At 43.0% G+C, this 15,460-nt stretch carries 14 protein-coding genes and 1 tRNA gene; 10 read left to right on the top strand and 5 right to left on the bottom strand.

Annotated elements, in window-relative coordinates; translation table 11 throughout:
• Positions 1-86: 86 nt before the first annotated feature.
• The 4 genes from JMY06_RS07585 (at position 87) to gluQRS (ending at position 4,146) form a co-directional block, all read left to right on the top strand.
• On the top strand, positions 87-890 hold the full coding sequence (locus tag JMY06_RS07585; RefSeq protein ID WP_201528960.1) for a metal ABC transporter permease: 804 nt from the start codon (positions 87-89) through the stop codon (positions 888-890).
• 292 nt (positions 891-1,182) lie between these two features.
• Positions 1,183-2,019, top strand: coding sequence for a metallophosphoesterase (locus JMY06_RS07580; RefSeq protein ID WP_201617777.1), 837 nt, complete (start codon positions 1,183-1,185; stop codon positions 2,017-2,019).
• A gap of 456 nt (positions 2,020-2,475) precedes the next feature.
• Positions 2,476-2,913, top strand: coding sequence for an RNA polymerase-binding protein DksA (gene dksA / locus JMY06_RS07575; RefSeq protein WP_201528956.1), 438 nt, complete (start codon positions 2,476-2,478; stop codon positions 2,911-2,913).
• 267 nt (positions 2,914-3,180) lie between these two features.
• A complete protein-coding gene (gene gluQRS / locus JMY06_RS07570; RefSeq protein ID WP_201617792.1) occupies positions 3,181-4,146 on the top strand; it encodes a tRNA glutamyl-Q(34) synthetase GluQRS in 966 nt (321 codons plus the stop codon).
• Between the two features lie 118 nt (positions 4,147-4,264).
• Here gluQRS and ftsW read toward each other — a convergent pair whose 3' ends face one another.
• Together ftsW and murD are read right to left on the bottom strand one after the other, a co-directional pair.
• Positions 4,265-5,461, bottom strand: coding sequence for a putative lipid II flippase FtsW (ftsW, locus tag JMY06_RS07565; RefSeq protein ID WP_201617776.1), 1,197 nt, complete (start codon positions 5,459-5,461; stop codon positions 4,265-4,267).
• Between the two features lie 488 nt (positions 5,462-5,949).
• The gene (gene murD, locus JMY06_RS07560) at positions 5,950-7,371 is read right to left on the bottom strand and encodes a UDP-N-acetylmuramoyl-L-alanine--D-glutamate ligase (protein WP_201617775.1); all 1,422 of its coding nucleotides are present in this window, start codon (positions 7,369-7,371) and stop codon (positions 5,950-5,952) included.
• Positions 7,372-7,656: 285 nt separating this feature from the next.
• Here murD and JMY06_RS07555 point away from each other — a divergent pair, with 285 nt between their 5' ends.
• The 4 genes from JMY06_RS07555 (at position 7,657) to JMY06_RS07540 (ending at position 11,268) form a co-directional block, all read left to right on the top strand.
• Positions 7,657-7,806 carry a hypothetical protein gene (locus JMY06_RS07555; RefSeq protein ID WP_201528950.1) on the top strand — a complete coding sequence of 50 codons (150 nt, stop codon included), beginning with the start codon at positions 7,657-7,659 and terminating at the stop codon, positions 7,804-7,806.
• Between the two features lie 184 nt (positions 7,807-7,990).
• Positions 7,991-9,490, top strand: a complete 1,500-nt coding sequence (locus tag JMY06_RS07550) for a SulP family inorganic anion transporter (protein WP_201617774.1) — start codon at positions 7,991-7,993, stop codon at positions 9,488-9,490.
• A gap of 62 nt (positions 9,491-9,552) precedes the next feature.
• A complete protein-coding gene (locus tag JMY06_RS07545) occupies positions 9,553-10,407 on the top strand; it encodes a universal stress protein (protein ID WP_201617773.1) in 855 nt (284 codons plus the stop codon).
• A gap of 522 nt (positions 10,408-10,929) precedes the next feature.
• Positions 10,930-11,268: a P-II family nitrogen regulator gene (locus JMY06_RS07540; RefSeq protein WP_201528943.1), complete on the top strand. Its 339-nt coding sequence runs from the start codon at positions 10,930-10,932 to the stop codon at positions 11,266-11,268.
• A gap of 172 nt (positions 11,269-11,440) precedes the next feature.
• On the opposite strand, the gene JMY06_RS07535 is transcribed toward JMY06_RS07540, so the two are convergent.
• From JMY06_RS07535 to JMY06_RS07525, 3 genes are all read right to left on the bottom strand, one after another.
• Positions 11,441-11,824, bottom strand: coding sequence for a DUF2147 domain-containing protein (locus JMY06_RS07535; RefSeq protein ID WP_201617772.1), 384 nt, complete (start codon positions 11,822-11,824; stop codon positions 11,441-11,443).
• A 191-nt stretch (positions 11,825-12,015) separates the two neighbouring features.
• On the bottom strand, positions 12,016-12,279 hold the full coding sequence (locus JMY06_RS07530; protein WP_201617771.1) for a hypothetical protein: 264 nt from the start codon (positions 12,277-12,279) through the stop codon (positions 12,016-12,018).
• Between the two features lie 24 nt (positions 12,280-12,303).
• Positions 12,304-13,191: a DNA/RNA non-specific endonuclease gene (locus tag JMY06_RS07525; RefSeq protein WP_227672237.1), complete on the bottom strand. Its 888-nt coding sequence runs from the start codon at positions 13,189-13,191 to the stop codon at positions 12,304-12,306.
• A gap of 255 nt (positions 13,192-13,446) precedes the next feature.
• Here JMY06_RS07525 and JMY06_RS07520 point away from each other — a divergent pair.
• Positions 13,447-13,537 (top strand) — tRNA-Ser (locus JMY06_RS07520).
• Positions 13,538-13,969: 432 nt separating this feature from the next.
• On the top strand, positions 13,970-15,409 hold the full coding sequence (cls, locus tag JMY06_RS07515; protein WP_201617769.1) for a cardiolipin synthase: 1,440 nt from the start codon (positions 13,970-13,972) through the stop codon (positions 15,407-15,409).
• Positions 15,410-15,460 lie beyond the last annotated feature (51 nt).

Here is a 15,460-nt window from a genome sequence, read left to right as displayed (position 1 = left end):
GAATGATTATAAACTTGCCGGCTCATAAATTACTCTCAACTATTTCACTTACTCTTCTTTGATAAAAATTTTTACGGACATAGGTTATGACTGCTTGGTTAGCCATCATTGCACCTGCTTGGATTGCCGGCAGTATTTTAGCGCTGCTTTCAGCCCCTCTTGGCTGTTTGGTATTGTGGCGACGTATGGCATTTTTTGCCGACGCCTTAGCTCATGGCACGTTACTGGGAGTGGCACTTGCCGTCTGGTGGCAGCTGCCGATGGGTATTGGCATCGCTATCGTCAGCGTCATGGTGGTGGTCGGCTTGGTATTGATTGATGATGAGCGTCTACCAGTCGATGCGGTGCTGGCAGTGGTTGCAGTCTCGCTGCTATGTTTGGGTCTATTGACCTTAACTCAGCTAACCGATCAGCAAGCCAATGTTTTAGGATTCTTATTTGGCAACTTGCTGGAGCTTGATTGGGCAGATCTGCCGATACTTGCTGGCAGTGTGTTGGTAGGTATAGCCTTTCTAACCTATATTTGGCCGGCACAAGTGAAGCTCGCAACCCATGAAGCCCTAGCCCGTATTCAAGGGATTAATCCAACGCGGCAACGGCTCTTTTTTATGGGCGTGCTAGCAGGATTTTGTGCCATTGCTCTACAAGCGGTTGGTAGCTTGCTCATCAGCGGCTTGTTGGTATTACCGGCATTAACCGCGCGCCTTTATTCTTTCGCACCCAAGCAAATGGTCATTATCGCGTTGATAGTGGCACAACTGGGCGTGACTTTAGGTGTTTGGGGCAGTATTTGGCTCGATATTCAAACCGGACTGGCTATTGTCTTGGTGCTAGCAATCTTATTTTTCGCCGCCTTAGTGGTATCAAAATTACTGCCTGCACTGCGCTAATCATATTAGTATCAACTTAATAAAAAATGATGCTCTAACACTTTACTCTTTCTTTTCCTTCACCCCTTATTCAACTTTAATCGTTCAAAATATTAGAGTTTTTCTAAAAGGTATGTTATAAACAGCCTGAACTATAGTTGTGTATGCTATTTCGAAATATTTAAGATACTCAATAGTTGTGTTCGATCTTTAACTGACCACACTATAGAATAGTTATATAAGTGATAAAATAGAGGGTAATTATTGCTTTATAACAGTGACGATTGTTTTGGCCTGATAAGGGATGGACCCTATGATAAGTTACCCTGCCCGTAAGATCAGTACGCCAAATGATCAACTCAACGTATTGCAGATTACTGATCTGCATCTATCGACTCTAAAAGTTAATGCTGATGATGGTTCAGAGTCTAAACCCAGCTGTCAGCACAGCTTTGAAGCCATTCTAAAGCAAGCGCTAAGCGAGAATATTCGCTGTGACTTGATATTGGTCACCGGTGATTTGGTTAATGAAGTAAAGCCTGCTATCTATAATCATATTTTTAAAGTCTTACAAGCAACAAACATTCCTTTTGCCTGTATCGCTGGCAATCATGATGTGACCGATGAAACAAACAGTGAGTTACCATTTTTTCAGCGTGAGCTAATTCCCCAGCTCGCGGATAGCCGTCTGCTCAGCCGCCACGTGATTGATACTGATTATTGGCAGCTGTTATTGATAGACTCCGCCGTCCCCGGTAAGGTTGCCGGCGAGGTTACCGCTGTTGATATTGACTGGCTGTGCACGCAGCTGAGCGCTTGCAACAAGCCCGCCCTAATTGCTCTGCACCATCACGTGCTACCGATGGATTCTGATTGGATAGATGCACATATCGCTGACAACACTGATAGCTTTTGGCAGCGCACGGCAGCATTTTCGCACCTTCGCGTTATTATCAGTGGTCATACTCACCAAGAGCAAGTTCGTCACCACCACGGCGTGACCGTCTACAGCACCCCGTCTACTTGCTATCAATTTAAACCTTATGAGGACGAATTCACTTACGACAACAACGCGCGTCCCGGTTATCGCTGGTTGCAATTAGCCAACAATGGACAGGTTGCAAGCTGGGTCAAAAGATTGGATACTTGACGACCATTTTTATTACCATGCAATAAGAAGTACAATGCAATAAAAACAGTATCGTCTAACATTTCAGTAGCACCCAGCGTTTGAAGCTAGGCAAAATTATAATAGCTAGGATGGCTAAATTGACCACCCGCTAAGTTTTCGCACTCAGTAATTTGTAGCATTATTTGAGCAGTACCATTTAAATAAAAATATGCACAACAATATACATAACAACTTTAGTACCCGTATATTAGTACCGATACACTTATACCCATATAAGTGCAGACATTACTACTAACCTAAGCACCAATATAAAATTAGTGTTATAAACGTACTATTAGAGTAGCTGTGTTACTTGCGTTACCCAGTGGTAAGACATTCCTTAAAAGGACGACTCAGACGTTTGGCAAAATTTTTTGACGTCTTGTCTTTTAGAATGTCTTTTGTTGAATTAATTTGAAAAAGTAGGATACCCATATGAGCACCCTGACCACGAATCCAAGTGATGTTAAGTTTACCCCTTATGAGCCTGCCAAAGACGAAGAATATATGTCTGAGGCGCAGTTAGAGCATTTTAAGTCCATTTTATTAGACTGGAAGCATCAGCTAATTGGCGAAGCGGACCGTACTAAGACTTATATCCAAGATGAGTCCAGCGCCATGCCTGATATCAATGACCGTGCCACCCAAGAAGAAGAGTTTGCATTAACGCTACGTACGCGTGACCGTGAACGCAAGCTCATTCTCAAAATCGATAAATCCATAGCAGAAATTGCAGGTGATGATTATGGATTTTGTGAAACTTGCGGCATTGAGATTGGTCTGCGTCGTCTAGAAGCGCGTCCAACTGCAACCCAATGTATCGATTGCAAAACATTATCTGAGATGAAAGAGCGCCAAAACCAAGGCGCTTAAGTTAGATATAACTAAAGTGCGTATAGCAACGAGCGACCAGTAATATGGTCGCTCGTTGCGTTGTATAAAATGGCTTTTTATGAAAGCGCTTTATACAGGTTAAGTAGCTACTAACGAATTCAGTAACTCATGACAAATTAAAAGATTGCTAACAAAACACAAGCATTTAATAAATATCTTTTTATAACTGCCTTCTTTATCCTATCCATATTCTTCCATTTTAGACAGCTGCCCACTTTGACAATCTCTCATAATCCTACTGCCCCAATGTTGTCGCGAGCACATCCTATTGGCCGCTTTGCACCTTCGCCTACGGGTGAGCTGCATCTAGGCTCATTGACCACCGCGCTAGCAAGCTATTGCCACATTAAAGCGCTGGGCGGCACTTGGCTATTACGTATTGAAGATACCGATAGGCAAAGATGCGATCAACAATTTAGCGAGCAAATACTGATAGATTTAGAAGCGCTTGGTCTGCACTGGGACGGAGATATCATTTATCAATCTGAGCGTACTGATATCTACAACGATTATCTATCTTCTACCTTACTGCCGCTCACTTATGGCTGTCAATGCTCGCGTAAAAGTCTGGCACGATATTGGGAGCAGCAAAACAACAGTAGAAACCATGCTACTGTTAATAATAAATTTATGAACGGTGCATCTGCCAATCAACCCCTCGCTAATAGACAACGCTATCCGCGCTGCTGTATAGACGCAGGCCTTGATAGACAACAGCATAAACTACGTATTCAGCTACCAGATTATAGTATTGGTTTTATGGATGGTATTCAGGGAATGCAATGGCAGAACCCTCAGCAAGCCTTGGGCGATATGGTCGTTCGTCGACAAGATGGAATGATCAACTATATTTTGGCTGCTAGTATTGACGATGGCCTGCAACAAGTCACTCATATCATGCGCGGTCTAGACATTTTACCGATGACTACTGCTCAAATCAGTATCATAGAGGCCGCCCATCTACCCAGTATTGAACGTTGGTATCACTTGCCGCTGATATGCAATACTGATGGTCAAAAACTCTCTAAACAAAACCTTGCACAGCCGATTGATACTCGTAATCCCAGTCAGTTACTGGCGACCGCATTGCAGCTATTACGGCAGCCAGCCGTTGATATGGATACTCCAGCGCGCATGCTTGATCAAGCGATTTTTCAGTGGGATAATAGTCCTTTACAGGGCAAACAGCATTTAAATACACCTAACTTTTAAACGTAAAGCTCAAACACTAGACCCTAAAAAGCGCCGCTGGTAGCGACGCTTTTTAGTATTTATAATTACGAAGCAGTTTAATCAATAGCCCTTAAGTTCTTGATTAATTTGGCTCTAATTAATAGTAACGACATTGGCTTTTTTCGATTTCAGGGCTTTCTTTATAAATTTTTAACAGCAAAGCCACCATTATCAAGCTAATCAACATTGAAGAGCCGCCATAACTAAAGAAGGGCATGGTCAGACCTTTAGTAGGCATCGCGCCCATATTCATCGCTGCATTAATAACCGTCTGCGCAATAAAGATAATACCAATACCAAAGGCGGTATAACTCATACGCATTTGCCGACGTTTTAAGGCGTTGTAGCTGATTCGCATCGCGCTACCGATAATAAGAGTTTCCAGCAGCAGAACCATAGCCACGCCAACGAATCCCAGCTCCTCACCAGTAATGGCTAACAAAAAATCCGTATGCGCCTCAGGCAGATGCGAGAGCTTTTGCACACTTTCACCGTAACCCACACCCGTGAATTCCCCACGGCCAAAAGCAATCAGGCTGCGTGCCAGCTGATAATCAGTATCTTGAATATCATCAAAGGGGTCTATAAATGATAGCACCCGAGTCAATCGGTATTGCACAAACACAATCGCCATGACCGCTAACGCACCCACTACCGCTCCTAGCGCTATAAACTGTTTATAAGGTGCCCCAGCAATATAAAATATCGCAAATACGGTACCTACAATGACCACCAAGGAACCAAAATCTGGCTGTAATAACAACACTATAGTCAACAGGCCAATCACCAAAGAGATACGCAAAAAGCCATCCCAGCCGTTACGCACCTCAAATGAGCGCCGCACTACAAAGTCGGCCACGAATACAATTACGGCAAGCTTTGCCAGCTCAGCCACCTGAAAGTTCAGAAAGCCTAAATCTAACCAGCGTTTTGAGCCGTTAATCGATGTCCCAAATAGCGTTGCTACCAGCAGAAGTCCCGTTATTCCTAATAAGAAAAACTGGGTCGTGGTTTGGTAGAGGGTTCTGAGCGGTACTAAAAAATAGGCTATGGCCGCCACCACTAACCCGATACCCATATACAACAGCTGACGGTAAAAAAAGTCCAGCTCCGTCATCCCGCGACTGAGCGCAAAAGGAATAGAGGCAGAGGCCACCATCAACAAGCTGAGCACTAGCATACAGCCGACACTGGCCAATAAAGTAGCACGTGCTGAGGGTAAAGAGAGCATACCATCTGAGCCAGTCGTTGGCTGAGACGGTTGGGAAATACGAGACAGGAAAGAGAGCGCCATAATTTTTAATTACACTAACAAACAAGAAACAAGGCGTCTATTAAACGCCACCGTTTAAACAATATAAAAGAGATAATAACAGATAAATAGCAGCAGACAACCGCTACCGTTAAGAGTAAAAAGACTTACATTATCTTAATGCTATTAAGATTCAGCACTTGTATTGTTTAGCCCAGCTTAGCTATAACTCTAACCGCTCAGTTGTTGACAATAGCAGTAATTACTAAGCAAAACAATAGTTTATCTTATTGAGAAAAATATTTATTACTTAGCGTTATTAGCTACAATCATAACTGAATAAAATGGATATACACATAGTTTCGTATAACTGGTAAAAATTTTCTAGCTTGCTGTGTGACTGCGTCACTCCAGAGACAGCGAAAATTTCTTCCAGCTATACTATATCTATTTTAAAGTGGTTCAACCCTGTTTTTAAATCAGCTGCTTGTCACCGCTCATTATCTTTAGTCGTTAATTAATACTAATTTTTAGTTAACTGCGGCCGTCTCTAATTCGGTAACCAATTGACGAAAATAATCACCACGCGCCGCATAGCCGCTGAACTGATCGAAACTGGCACAAGCCGGCGATAATAATACCGCTTGTACTTGCGATAAACTGCTAGAAGTCACTTGCTGAATGATCGCAAAGGCTCCCTCTAGGGTCTGACATTGATGTAACGTCACCTCATCACTTAACTTCGCGGCGCGTAAATGCTGCTCAATCTGTAAGCTGTCTTCACCAATACACAGCAATTGGCAGACGTATTGATTTATAAAAGGGGTCAATTCACCGAACTGCTGGCCTTTACCTTGACCGCCTAAGATTAATAACAGCTTGCCATCTTTGTGAGCATATACTGCCCCTAAGCCTTCAACAGCTGCCATAGTTGAGCCAATATTGGTACCTTTAGAATCATTAAAATAGTCAATATCCGCTACCGTTGTCACATATTGGCAACGATGATCAAGGCCGGTGAATTGTTGTAGCGTGGTCAGCATACTCTCAAGTGGTAAGCCTGCCAGCTCGCCAAGGGCAAGAGCTGCTTGCGCATTGAGTAGGTTATGGCGACCTTTAATCGGTAGCTTGTCCGCTGATAATAAGCGCTCTGTACCTCGCGCCAGATAAATCTGCCCGTCAGCATCAGTAATTAGACCGTACTGGTCTTTATCAGGCGCATGAATACCCATGCTCAATCGCGGCAAATTATCCGCTACTAATGGACGAGTCAGTGCATCTTCACGGTTGATGACCACTGATTTTGCCCCTTGAAAAATTCGATGCTTGGCCTGATGATAGCCTAGCATATCTCCATGACGATCCAAATGATCTGGCGACATGTTGAGAACCGTCGCTACTTGCGCACCCAAACCAGTCACAGTTTCTAGCTGGAAGCTTGACAGCTCAAGTATGGCCAACTGCATATCAGTATTGGCAAGTAAATTTAGTGCAGGTACACCAATATTGCCGCCGACACCGACATTGATTCCGGCATCAGCCGCCATTTGTCCAAGCAAGGTGGTGACGGTACTTTTGGCATTAGAGCCAGTGATAGCAACTATTGGCACTAGGCAAGCTTCACAAAATAGCTGAATATCGCTAACCACGGGAATATTGGCTTGCCGAGCGGCCGCTACTGCAGGGGTATCAAGGGAGATACCGGGGCTAATAATAATGCGTGCCGCTTGTTGCAACAGATCACCATCAATTGCGCCGAACTGACGACTCTCAACTGCATCTGGTAATTTATCCGCTAATGCTGGCGCGCTCTGATTGTCCGTCACTGCCACTCGGTAGCCTTGAGCGGTCAGATATTGCGCTACGGATAGCCCCGATTGTCCTAATCCGACCACCACTTGTAGGCCATTGTCTTTATGGATTAATGATTCTGTTGCGGCAAGATTCGTCATACTGTTTCCTTTTACGAGGCTATCTATTTAGCGATCAAACTATTTAATGATCAAATTACCTAGCTGACAAAACTGCATTGAGCAGACGCATGGTATGTACAGGTCTATTGAATATAAGGGCTATTGGGGATGAGGTTTAGTAAAGATCATGCTAAGCATCATAGCGGTATCGTTCATGTTTCGGTACTGCTTTTTTATCTCTTTGTGCTATTATGCGCATGTTTTTATAATAACTTGCTGATATTTTTATAGCCACTCTAATTTGGCGTTTTAGTTTAGCATGTTGTGACCATTATCACCTTATTGTCACGCTATATTCAGCAACTATTCATAGCAGCATTAAACTATGGCAAAGATATGCTCAACAGCGACTCAGTTGTCTTATCTGACAGCCCGTTTGCTGGTGGTCCAAAGATTGCTTGCGATGACAAATAATCGCAGCCATTTTTACATTATTTTAAATTTTTATTCTATATTAGAATGTAAAACCCAAGACCACTTAACAGCATTAATCTGTTAAGCGACGCAGTAGATTTCCCACTGACTCTTATTATCAATAGACGGTATGAGCAATGGGTGATGATTACTTTTTTTGCCTCTAACTTTATGCAGTGTACTTATGACATCTTTTGTTGATAGCTTACGTGATGAGTGGTTCTCTAACGTTCGTGGCGATATTTTATCGGGTATCGTGGTCGCACTGGCGTTGATTCCAGAAGCCATTGCCTTCTCTATTATCGCAGGCGTCGATCCAAAAGTAGGGTTATACGCCTCGTTTTGTATTGCGGTCGTGATTAGCTTTGTGGGCGGGCGTCCGGGAATGATTTCAGCGGCAACCGGTGCAATGGCATTGGTAATGGTCGATTTGGTCTCCGATTATGGGCTGCAATATTTACTGGCGGCTACCTTATTATGCGGTGTCTTTCAGATCGTGATGGGCATCTTAAAACTGGGCAACTTGATGCGTTTTGTGTCGCGCTCTGTGGTGATTGGCTTCGTTAATGCGCTAGCGATTTTGATATTTGCAGCCCAACTACCTGAGCTTAATCCGATGACTGAGCGCGTTGGCATGACTGTCTATATTATGACGGCAGCGGGGCTGGCCATCATTTATCTGTTTCCATTGATTCCCAAAATTGGTCGTATCCTGCCATCCCCTTTGATTTGCATCGTCGGGCTTACAGCAGTTACACTGTATATGAATTTGGATATTCGTAATGTGGGCAGCATGGGTGACTTACCCGATTCGCTACCGATATTTTTGCTGCCCGACATTCCTTTGAACTTGAATACTTTACTCATTATCGCGCCTTATTCTCTGACGCTTGCGATTGTAGGTCTACTTGAGTCGATGATGACGACTACGATTGTTGATGATCTGACCGATACCCCAAGTAATAAAAATCGCGAATGCCGTGGTCAAGGTATTGCTAACGTGGTTTCTGGATTCTTTGGTGGTATGGCAGGTTGTGCGATGATTGGGCAATCTATGATTAACATCAAATCCGGTGGCCGTACGCGTTTATCAGCACTAATTGCGGGTGTGGTACTGTTAGTTATGGTGGTGTTTTTAAGTGAATGGGTCAGCCAGATTCCAATGGCTGCCTTAGTGGCCGTGATGATTATGGTATCAATTGGTACTTTTAACTGGCAGTCAATTCGCGAGTTTAAAACTCATCCGATATCCTTTAATATTGTGATGTTAGCAACGGTATTGACCACCGTATTTACTCATAACTTAGCTTATGGTGTGGGCGTGGGCGTCCTATTATCGGCCTTAGCCTTCGCCAATAAAATCAGGCAATTCCTAACAGTCTTTAGTGAGTATGATGACAGCAGTAATACCCGCTATTATTATGTTCAAGGTCAAGTATTCTTTGCTTCTACCACGCAATTCTTGAGCAGCTTTGATACTAAAGAAGCGCTTGATAGCATTCATATTGATGTCAGCAATGCGCATTTTTGGGATATCAGCGCCGTCGATACGCTTGACAAGCTGGTCATGCGCTTGCAACGTGAAGGTATTGATGTCAAAGTAGATGGGCTAAATAATGCCAGTCGTACGCTGATTGATCGCTTCTCTATCCACGATCGCCGCGATATTGGGCTATTGGATTAAATCGTTACATTTAGCCATTTATTTCGACTGTATTTTTATTATTAAGATGACCTGGCTGCCTTATGAGTAACTTAAAACCGGATAGTGTGATTGCTTGTTTAGACTGCCCAGAGCATGTGCAAGCGGTATTGGATGCCAGCATGTGGGCATCGACACGTCTGCAAGCACCTATCGGTCTGCTACATGCGGTACCAAGCTTACAGCAAAAGGCGGCGGTCAACTATTCAGGCTGCCTCAATATTGATGATGAAGCTACCTTACTAGATCAATTTACCAGTCACGAGCATTTAAGTAATTCTGAGCTAAAAGCGCAAGGTAAAATACTCCTGCATCAAGCAGCAGCTTACTGCGAGCAGCATCGGCATAAGCGTAAAATCTATACCTTACATCGACACGAACCTCTCAGTGCGAGCCTCGATTATGTCGATGAGAAATCGCAATTGGTTGTCATCGGCCATCATGTTACTTGCAAATCAAACTTAAGTCAGCTGATACGTTTAAGCCAATGCCCCATTTTGGTGACTCATACCCCATTTTTACCCCCAACGACGGCTTTATTCGCCTTCGATAACCGTGCCACCTCAAACAAAATGCTCAACTGGTTGTGTAAAACCCCACTGGTTCGGGCGCTGACTATTCATATCGTGATGGTCGGTAAAGACAATTCCAAAAATTGCGATATCCTGCGCGAAGCTTATGCCCGCCTTAAACAATCGGGTATTAATTGTAAAAAGGCCTTATTAGACTGCCCCGATGTCAGTGCCGCATTGAACTATTATCAAAGTGAGCACAATATCGGGATGCTAATGACCGGTGCGTTTGGACAATCACGGCTGCGCGAGCTGCTCCGGGGTAGTGATACCAAAAAGCTACTGGGCAGTACCGAAACGCCTTATCTTCTTTTCCCAAAAGCTTAACTATCCTGTTTCCCTCCAACTTATCTCTTACTTTCCTGCTCTGACCCCATTCCTAATCAAATATACCTTCTTTCATTAACAGAGCACTGCCATAGACTTATACCACCTATCCTAATATCTAGCTTTGATTTTTAACATAAATAACATCCGTAATTCTATGTTTTTATACCGATAGAGTTTTAGCAAATCATCACAGGATAGCTGTCCCAAACAGTGTAAAAGTTGGTTATAATAAAGTCCTTGTTGATTTAGCGTTACAAGCAGATCAGCGCTATTTGCCCTATACTTGTGCTGCGATTATGAGAATCCCCCCCTCGTTATCACAGCATTTTTCTAATAAAACAGACAGCGCAGCTTGTTACTATAACTATCGTTTTATGAGCGGATAAGTGTCAATAACCCTGCTTTCCTAAGTACGCTTGGCACAGTTCTTGAATGATCTACTGTATAAGCATGACAGAGAAATGATGCACCAAAACGCACGCACTAGTCTGCGACATCACTCATATAAGGACATCTCTTATGAAGTTAATCACTGCGATTTTAAAACCCTTTAAGCTCGATGACGTGCGCGAAGCACTGTCTGATATTGGCGTAAAAGGCGTCACTGTCACCGAAGTTAAAGGCTTTGGCCGCCAAAAAGGCCATACAGAACTGTATCGCGGCGCTGAATACGTGGTAGATTTTTTACCGAAAGTAAAAATCGAAGTAGCTGTCGTCGATGAAATGGTCGACCCCGCTATCGAAACCATTACTCGTATCGCCAGTACCGGTAAAATCGGCGATGGCAAAATTTTTGTGACCACTCTTGAACAAGTTATTCGTATTCGTACGGGTGAGACAGGACCTGATGCAATCTAATAATATTGTCAATTAGGCAGTCTTTATCCTATGACACTTATTGAAGCCATTTACCGGAATAATAAAACCCCGCATCATCTATAGGCAATGTGGGGTTTTTATTGAACTTAACTTTTAATCTAATGTTTTAGAAATCTAGCATTTTAGAAAATAAACGTTAACGTTTGCAAGTTTATTTCTTTTTCCACGTTTGGGTACGTGAGAATGGTCCAATATAACCTTTTAGATCAAAGGTGCTGCCATTTAAGTTAGCAGTCATGCGATAAGATTTATTTTTTTCAGGATCGGTAATCGTGCCGCCACTGTATTTGCCATTACCATCCGCTTTTAGATCAGAGATAATAGTCATACCGACGTATTTTTGGCCTTTTTCAGATACTGTACTAACCAGCTTACCGGTAAGCACACCATTGGATTCGGTAATTTTTACCACACCCTTAGGCTTGCCTTCGTCAAAGGTCTGCCAAGTAGTATTGGCTAGGGGGTCAGCGGCAAACGCCATAGTAGCCATGCTGACCCCAGCAACTGCTAAGGCGGTTTTGGTGAATAGTTTCATAGATCGACTCCTTTCGTACGATGATGACTCAAAACGTAATATTATTGGCGCTTATTCGTTATTCTAATCAGTGACTCTAATGATTTACTTAAAATAAACGCCTCTTAACTTATTATAAGCAATTTCTAACCTTTGCCCAGTAGTTTTTTTATAGCTTATTATTGCTATAAAATCAAAACTATATCAAATAGTTACAAGAATGGATTGTCTATACTTTCATCTGATTGGTCATTATTATCTTTTGACTCAGAGATATCTTTACTATAACCAGGATTATCGGCAAAAGCTTGTAAAATCTTCCCAGTAAGTTCGTGGAGTTGCTGTGCTTGCTCACGACCTGAGGCATTCAAATATAAATCAATATCACCGTAAATAATGATTTTTTCGGTTTGATTTTCGATGACCAGCTCGCCAATTTGCATGCTTTGATGATTATTTGCAAAGGGTTCAATCATTTATTTTTCCTATGAAATTGGTAGTTAAGCTTGTAATTGCACCATCACCCAATCAATAATGGCGACAACAAAAAGCATCCAACCGGGCTCTTCGCTTGGTACACCTTGGGCATCGGGCACATCGATTTTTTCGCCAGCCTTTAGCGGTAACGCCAATGCTTGCGATTTTACCTGATAGTCAAGCACGGGTAACACGTCAATACCCGTCCGCACTGTTAGCTCGTCAACACTGATAACCTCTATACGCTCCGACTCATCATTGGGTGCATAATAAACCCCTGCTCGATTGATTGCGGGGATATAGACGGCTTTGAAAAAATGGCTTGGTACTAATACGCGACCTTGCAGTCGCTGAATTTTTTTGTTCGTAAACGCCACACCGGTTATGGTATAAACCTCGCCATATTGCTGAGTCATATAGCGGGTAGCAGACTCAATATTACGCCAGATATAGCGATTATTCCGTGGTGACTGCGGGGCAATATTAGCAAGACTAAAGCTGTCATACTGTTGACTGCGATTTGCCATATCGCCATTCGGTGATAAATGCCCACGGTCAAAGCCAGAGCCTGAATAGTCCGATAGCTTGGCACGAGCTGACTTTGGTAGCCGACTCTCTTCGTGAAAACTATCGTCACGGTTGATCTCTTTTGCTTGCTGCAAACGCTTGCGCGTCAAATACTCTGCTGACCACAACGGCGTACGTGTCACATCAGAATACATCACTGCAAAGCCGTTAAAACATAGCGCTTGGGTATTTTTACTTAATTTATGGTTGGTAAATTCGGGGTAAATACCGCCATAAAAAGACTCACTGCACTTAGATAAATCTTCAGCTTGCGCGGGTAATATTCCTATAATAATAGCTATTGCTACACTTATTAGCGTCGATATTATACTAGTAGTGCGCACCCGCACGCTCCGAGGATGGGTCGCCTTATCCTTTCTATTTTTATGTCTATCTATAGTTATCATCTAACCGTCAACTCTCTATACCTTATAATACGCTATCCTAGCAGGCGTCTACTAATAAAGAAAGATATGCCTACGTCGCAAATTTTTCTTTATTAGCAGGCGTTAGTCGTGACATTCTAAATAGAATCGGCTATACTAACCCGTCTAAAATAACAGATGGCAGCTGATCTCAGTCTGCAAACGTTATAATACGGTGAAGTGGGTGAGTGGCTGAAACCGCACGCCTGGAAAGTGTGTATGCGTTCATAGCGTATCGAGGGTTCGAATCCCTCCTTCACCGCCAATCTCTTATTCTACTTCGCATTGCTTTTACTCTTCTAGTATTTCTTTATATCCTCGTCTAACTGTTTCTTCTTTTGAAAATCCTCTACAGCATATTAAAAACCCTATACCCAATTATTTCATGTATATTTTCATATTTACTCATATCCAATAACAGTTTTTTGAATAAAAACGCAAAACATATACGATTATAACTACTAGATTTATCACATAAGTGATTGACATAGTTTGATCGATTTTCAGTTATGTCCCCAACTTCAACAACAAAACTCATTTTAAAACTACCTGTAAACCCCTTTTTAACCTAGATAATTTAGAGTCTTTAGTTCTTTATCCATAATACCTTTAATATATTGCCAACCCTATACTCGTCTAGAGTGCGTTATAATTAGCAACTAAAAATATCTCAAATAACCACGACGGACCGCTCCCTATGGCAATGAAGATCCTGCTGACCATTCATTTTATATTATTGCTGCTTATCTCCTTACGGGTATTAGCGCGCCACGATTTGACCTCCTCGGCGCGGCTGGTGTGGCTGGTAGTGCTATTTGTGCTCCCTTATATTGGGGTGCTGGTCTATTGGATGTTCGGTGAAGTTCATTTAGGTCCAGACTTTGCGCGCAAGCATGACGAGATTATCAAGAAATTGCATACTCATAATCCTGAAGTGCTCGGTAGTGATGCCTCGTTATCAGCAGCGATTAAGCCGGAGTACCAAGCAGCTTTTGCCTATTCTGCTAGCGTGACGGGCTTTCATACAACCTTAGGTAATCGCGCTGAACTGATGACAGATGCGGATGAGACAAGTGTACGAATGATTGCTGATTTTGATGCCGCGACCGATCATATTCATGTGCTGTACTATATTTGGCTAACCGATGGGATGGGTGTTGATACCGCGCAGGCGCTAATACGTGCTGCTAAGCGCGGTGTCACTTGCCGAGCGATGGTTGATGGGATGGGCTCGCGCAAGATGATAGGGTCAAAAACATGGAAGGAGATGCAAGACGCGGGTGTACAAGTCAGTGTGGCGCTACCGATCAAAAACTTTATAAAAGTATTATTATTTAGTCGAATTGATTTGCGTAATCACCGCAAGATTACGGTTATTGACGGTAAGATTGGCTATTCTGGTAGTCGCAATTGTGCCGATCCTGAGTTTCGGCCAAAGCCAAAATATGCCCCTTGGGTAGATATTATGCTGCGGGTTGAAGGGCCAGTGGTAGCCCAAAATCAAATGCTCTTTGCGAGTGATTGGTTAACTGAAAATCCCGATACACCTCTCGAAAGCTTTTATTACGACACCGAAGTAAAACCCGATGGCTTTGCCGCTCAAGTATTTTCAGATGGTCCCACCCAGCGCCATGGATCAACGCCGCAGTTTTTGGGCGCACTCATTAGCCAAGCTCAACATACACTGACTATCTCTACGCCCTACTTTGTACCGGATTACTCATTGATCAGTATCTTGTGCGCGACCGCTTATCGCGGTGTAGAGGTGACAATGATTTTCCCGAAAAAAAATGACTCCTTTGTGGTTGCCGCTACCAGCCATAGTTATTATCGGCAACTGCTTGAGGCTGGGGTCAAAATTTATGAATATAAGCCAGGCTTGCTACATGCCAAAACTTTAACTGTCGATGGTGAGATCAGTTTGATTGGCTCGACCAATTTAGACTTGCGTAGTTTCGAATTGAACTATGAAAATAATGTGGTGATGAGCGATAAAGCGCTAACAGCTGATATTATCGAACGACAATATCAATATATTGCTGACTCGGATGAAGTAAAATGCGAACAAGTAGAAAGCTGGCCGCTAGCTTATAGAGTTTGGAATAATATCGTCGCCACTATGGGGCCAGTCCTATAGCCCAATACAGTTTTATGCTATTGGAAGCCTTCGGATTCGACTATAAAAACT

It is taken from the genome of Psychrobacter urativorans, from assembly GCF_904846675.1.
Classification (GTDB): domain Bacteria; phylum Pseudomonadota; class Gammaproteobacteria; order Pseudomonadales; family Moraxellaceae; genus Psychrobacter; species Psychrobacter urativorans_B.
The sequence above is the reverse complement of the archived record's forward strand: the minus strand, read 5'-3'. Positions and strand labels throughout refer to the sequence as shown.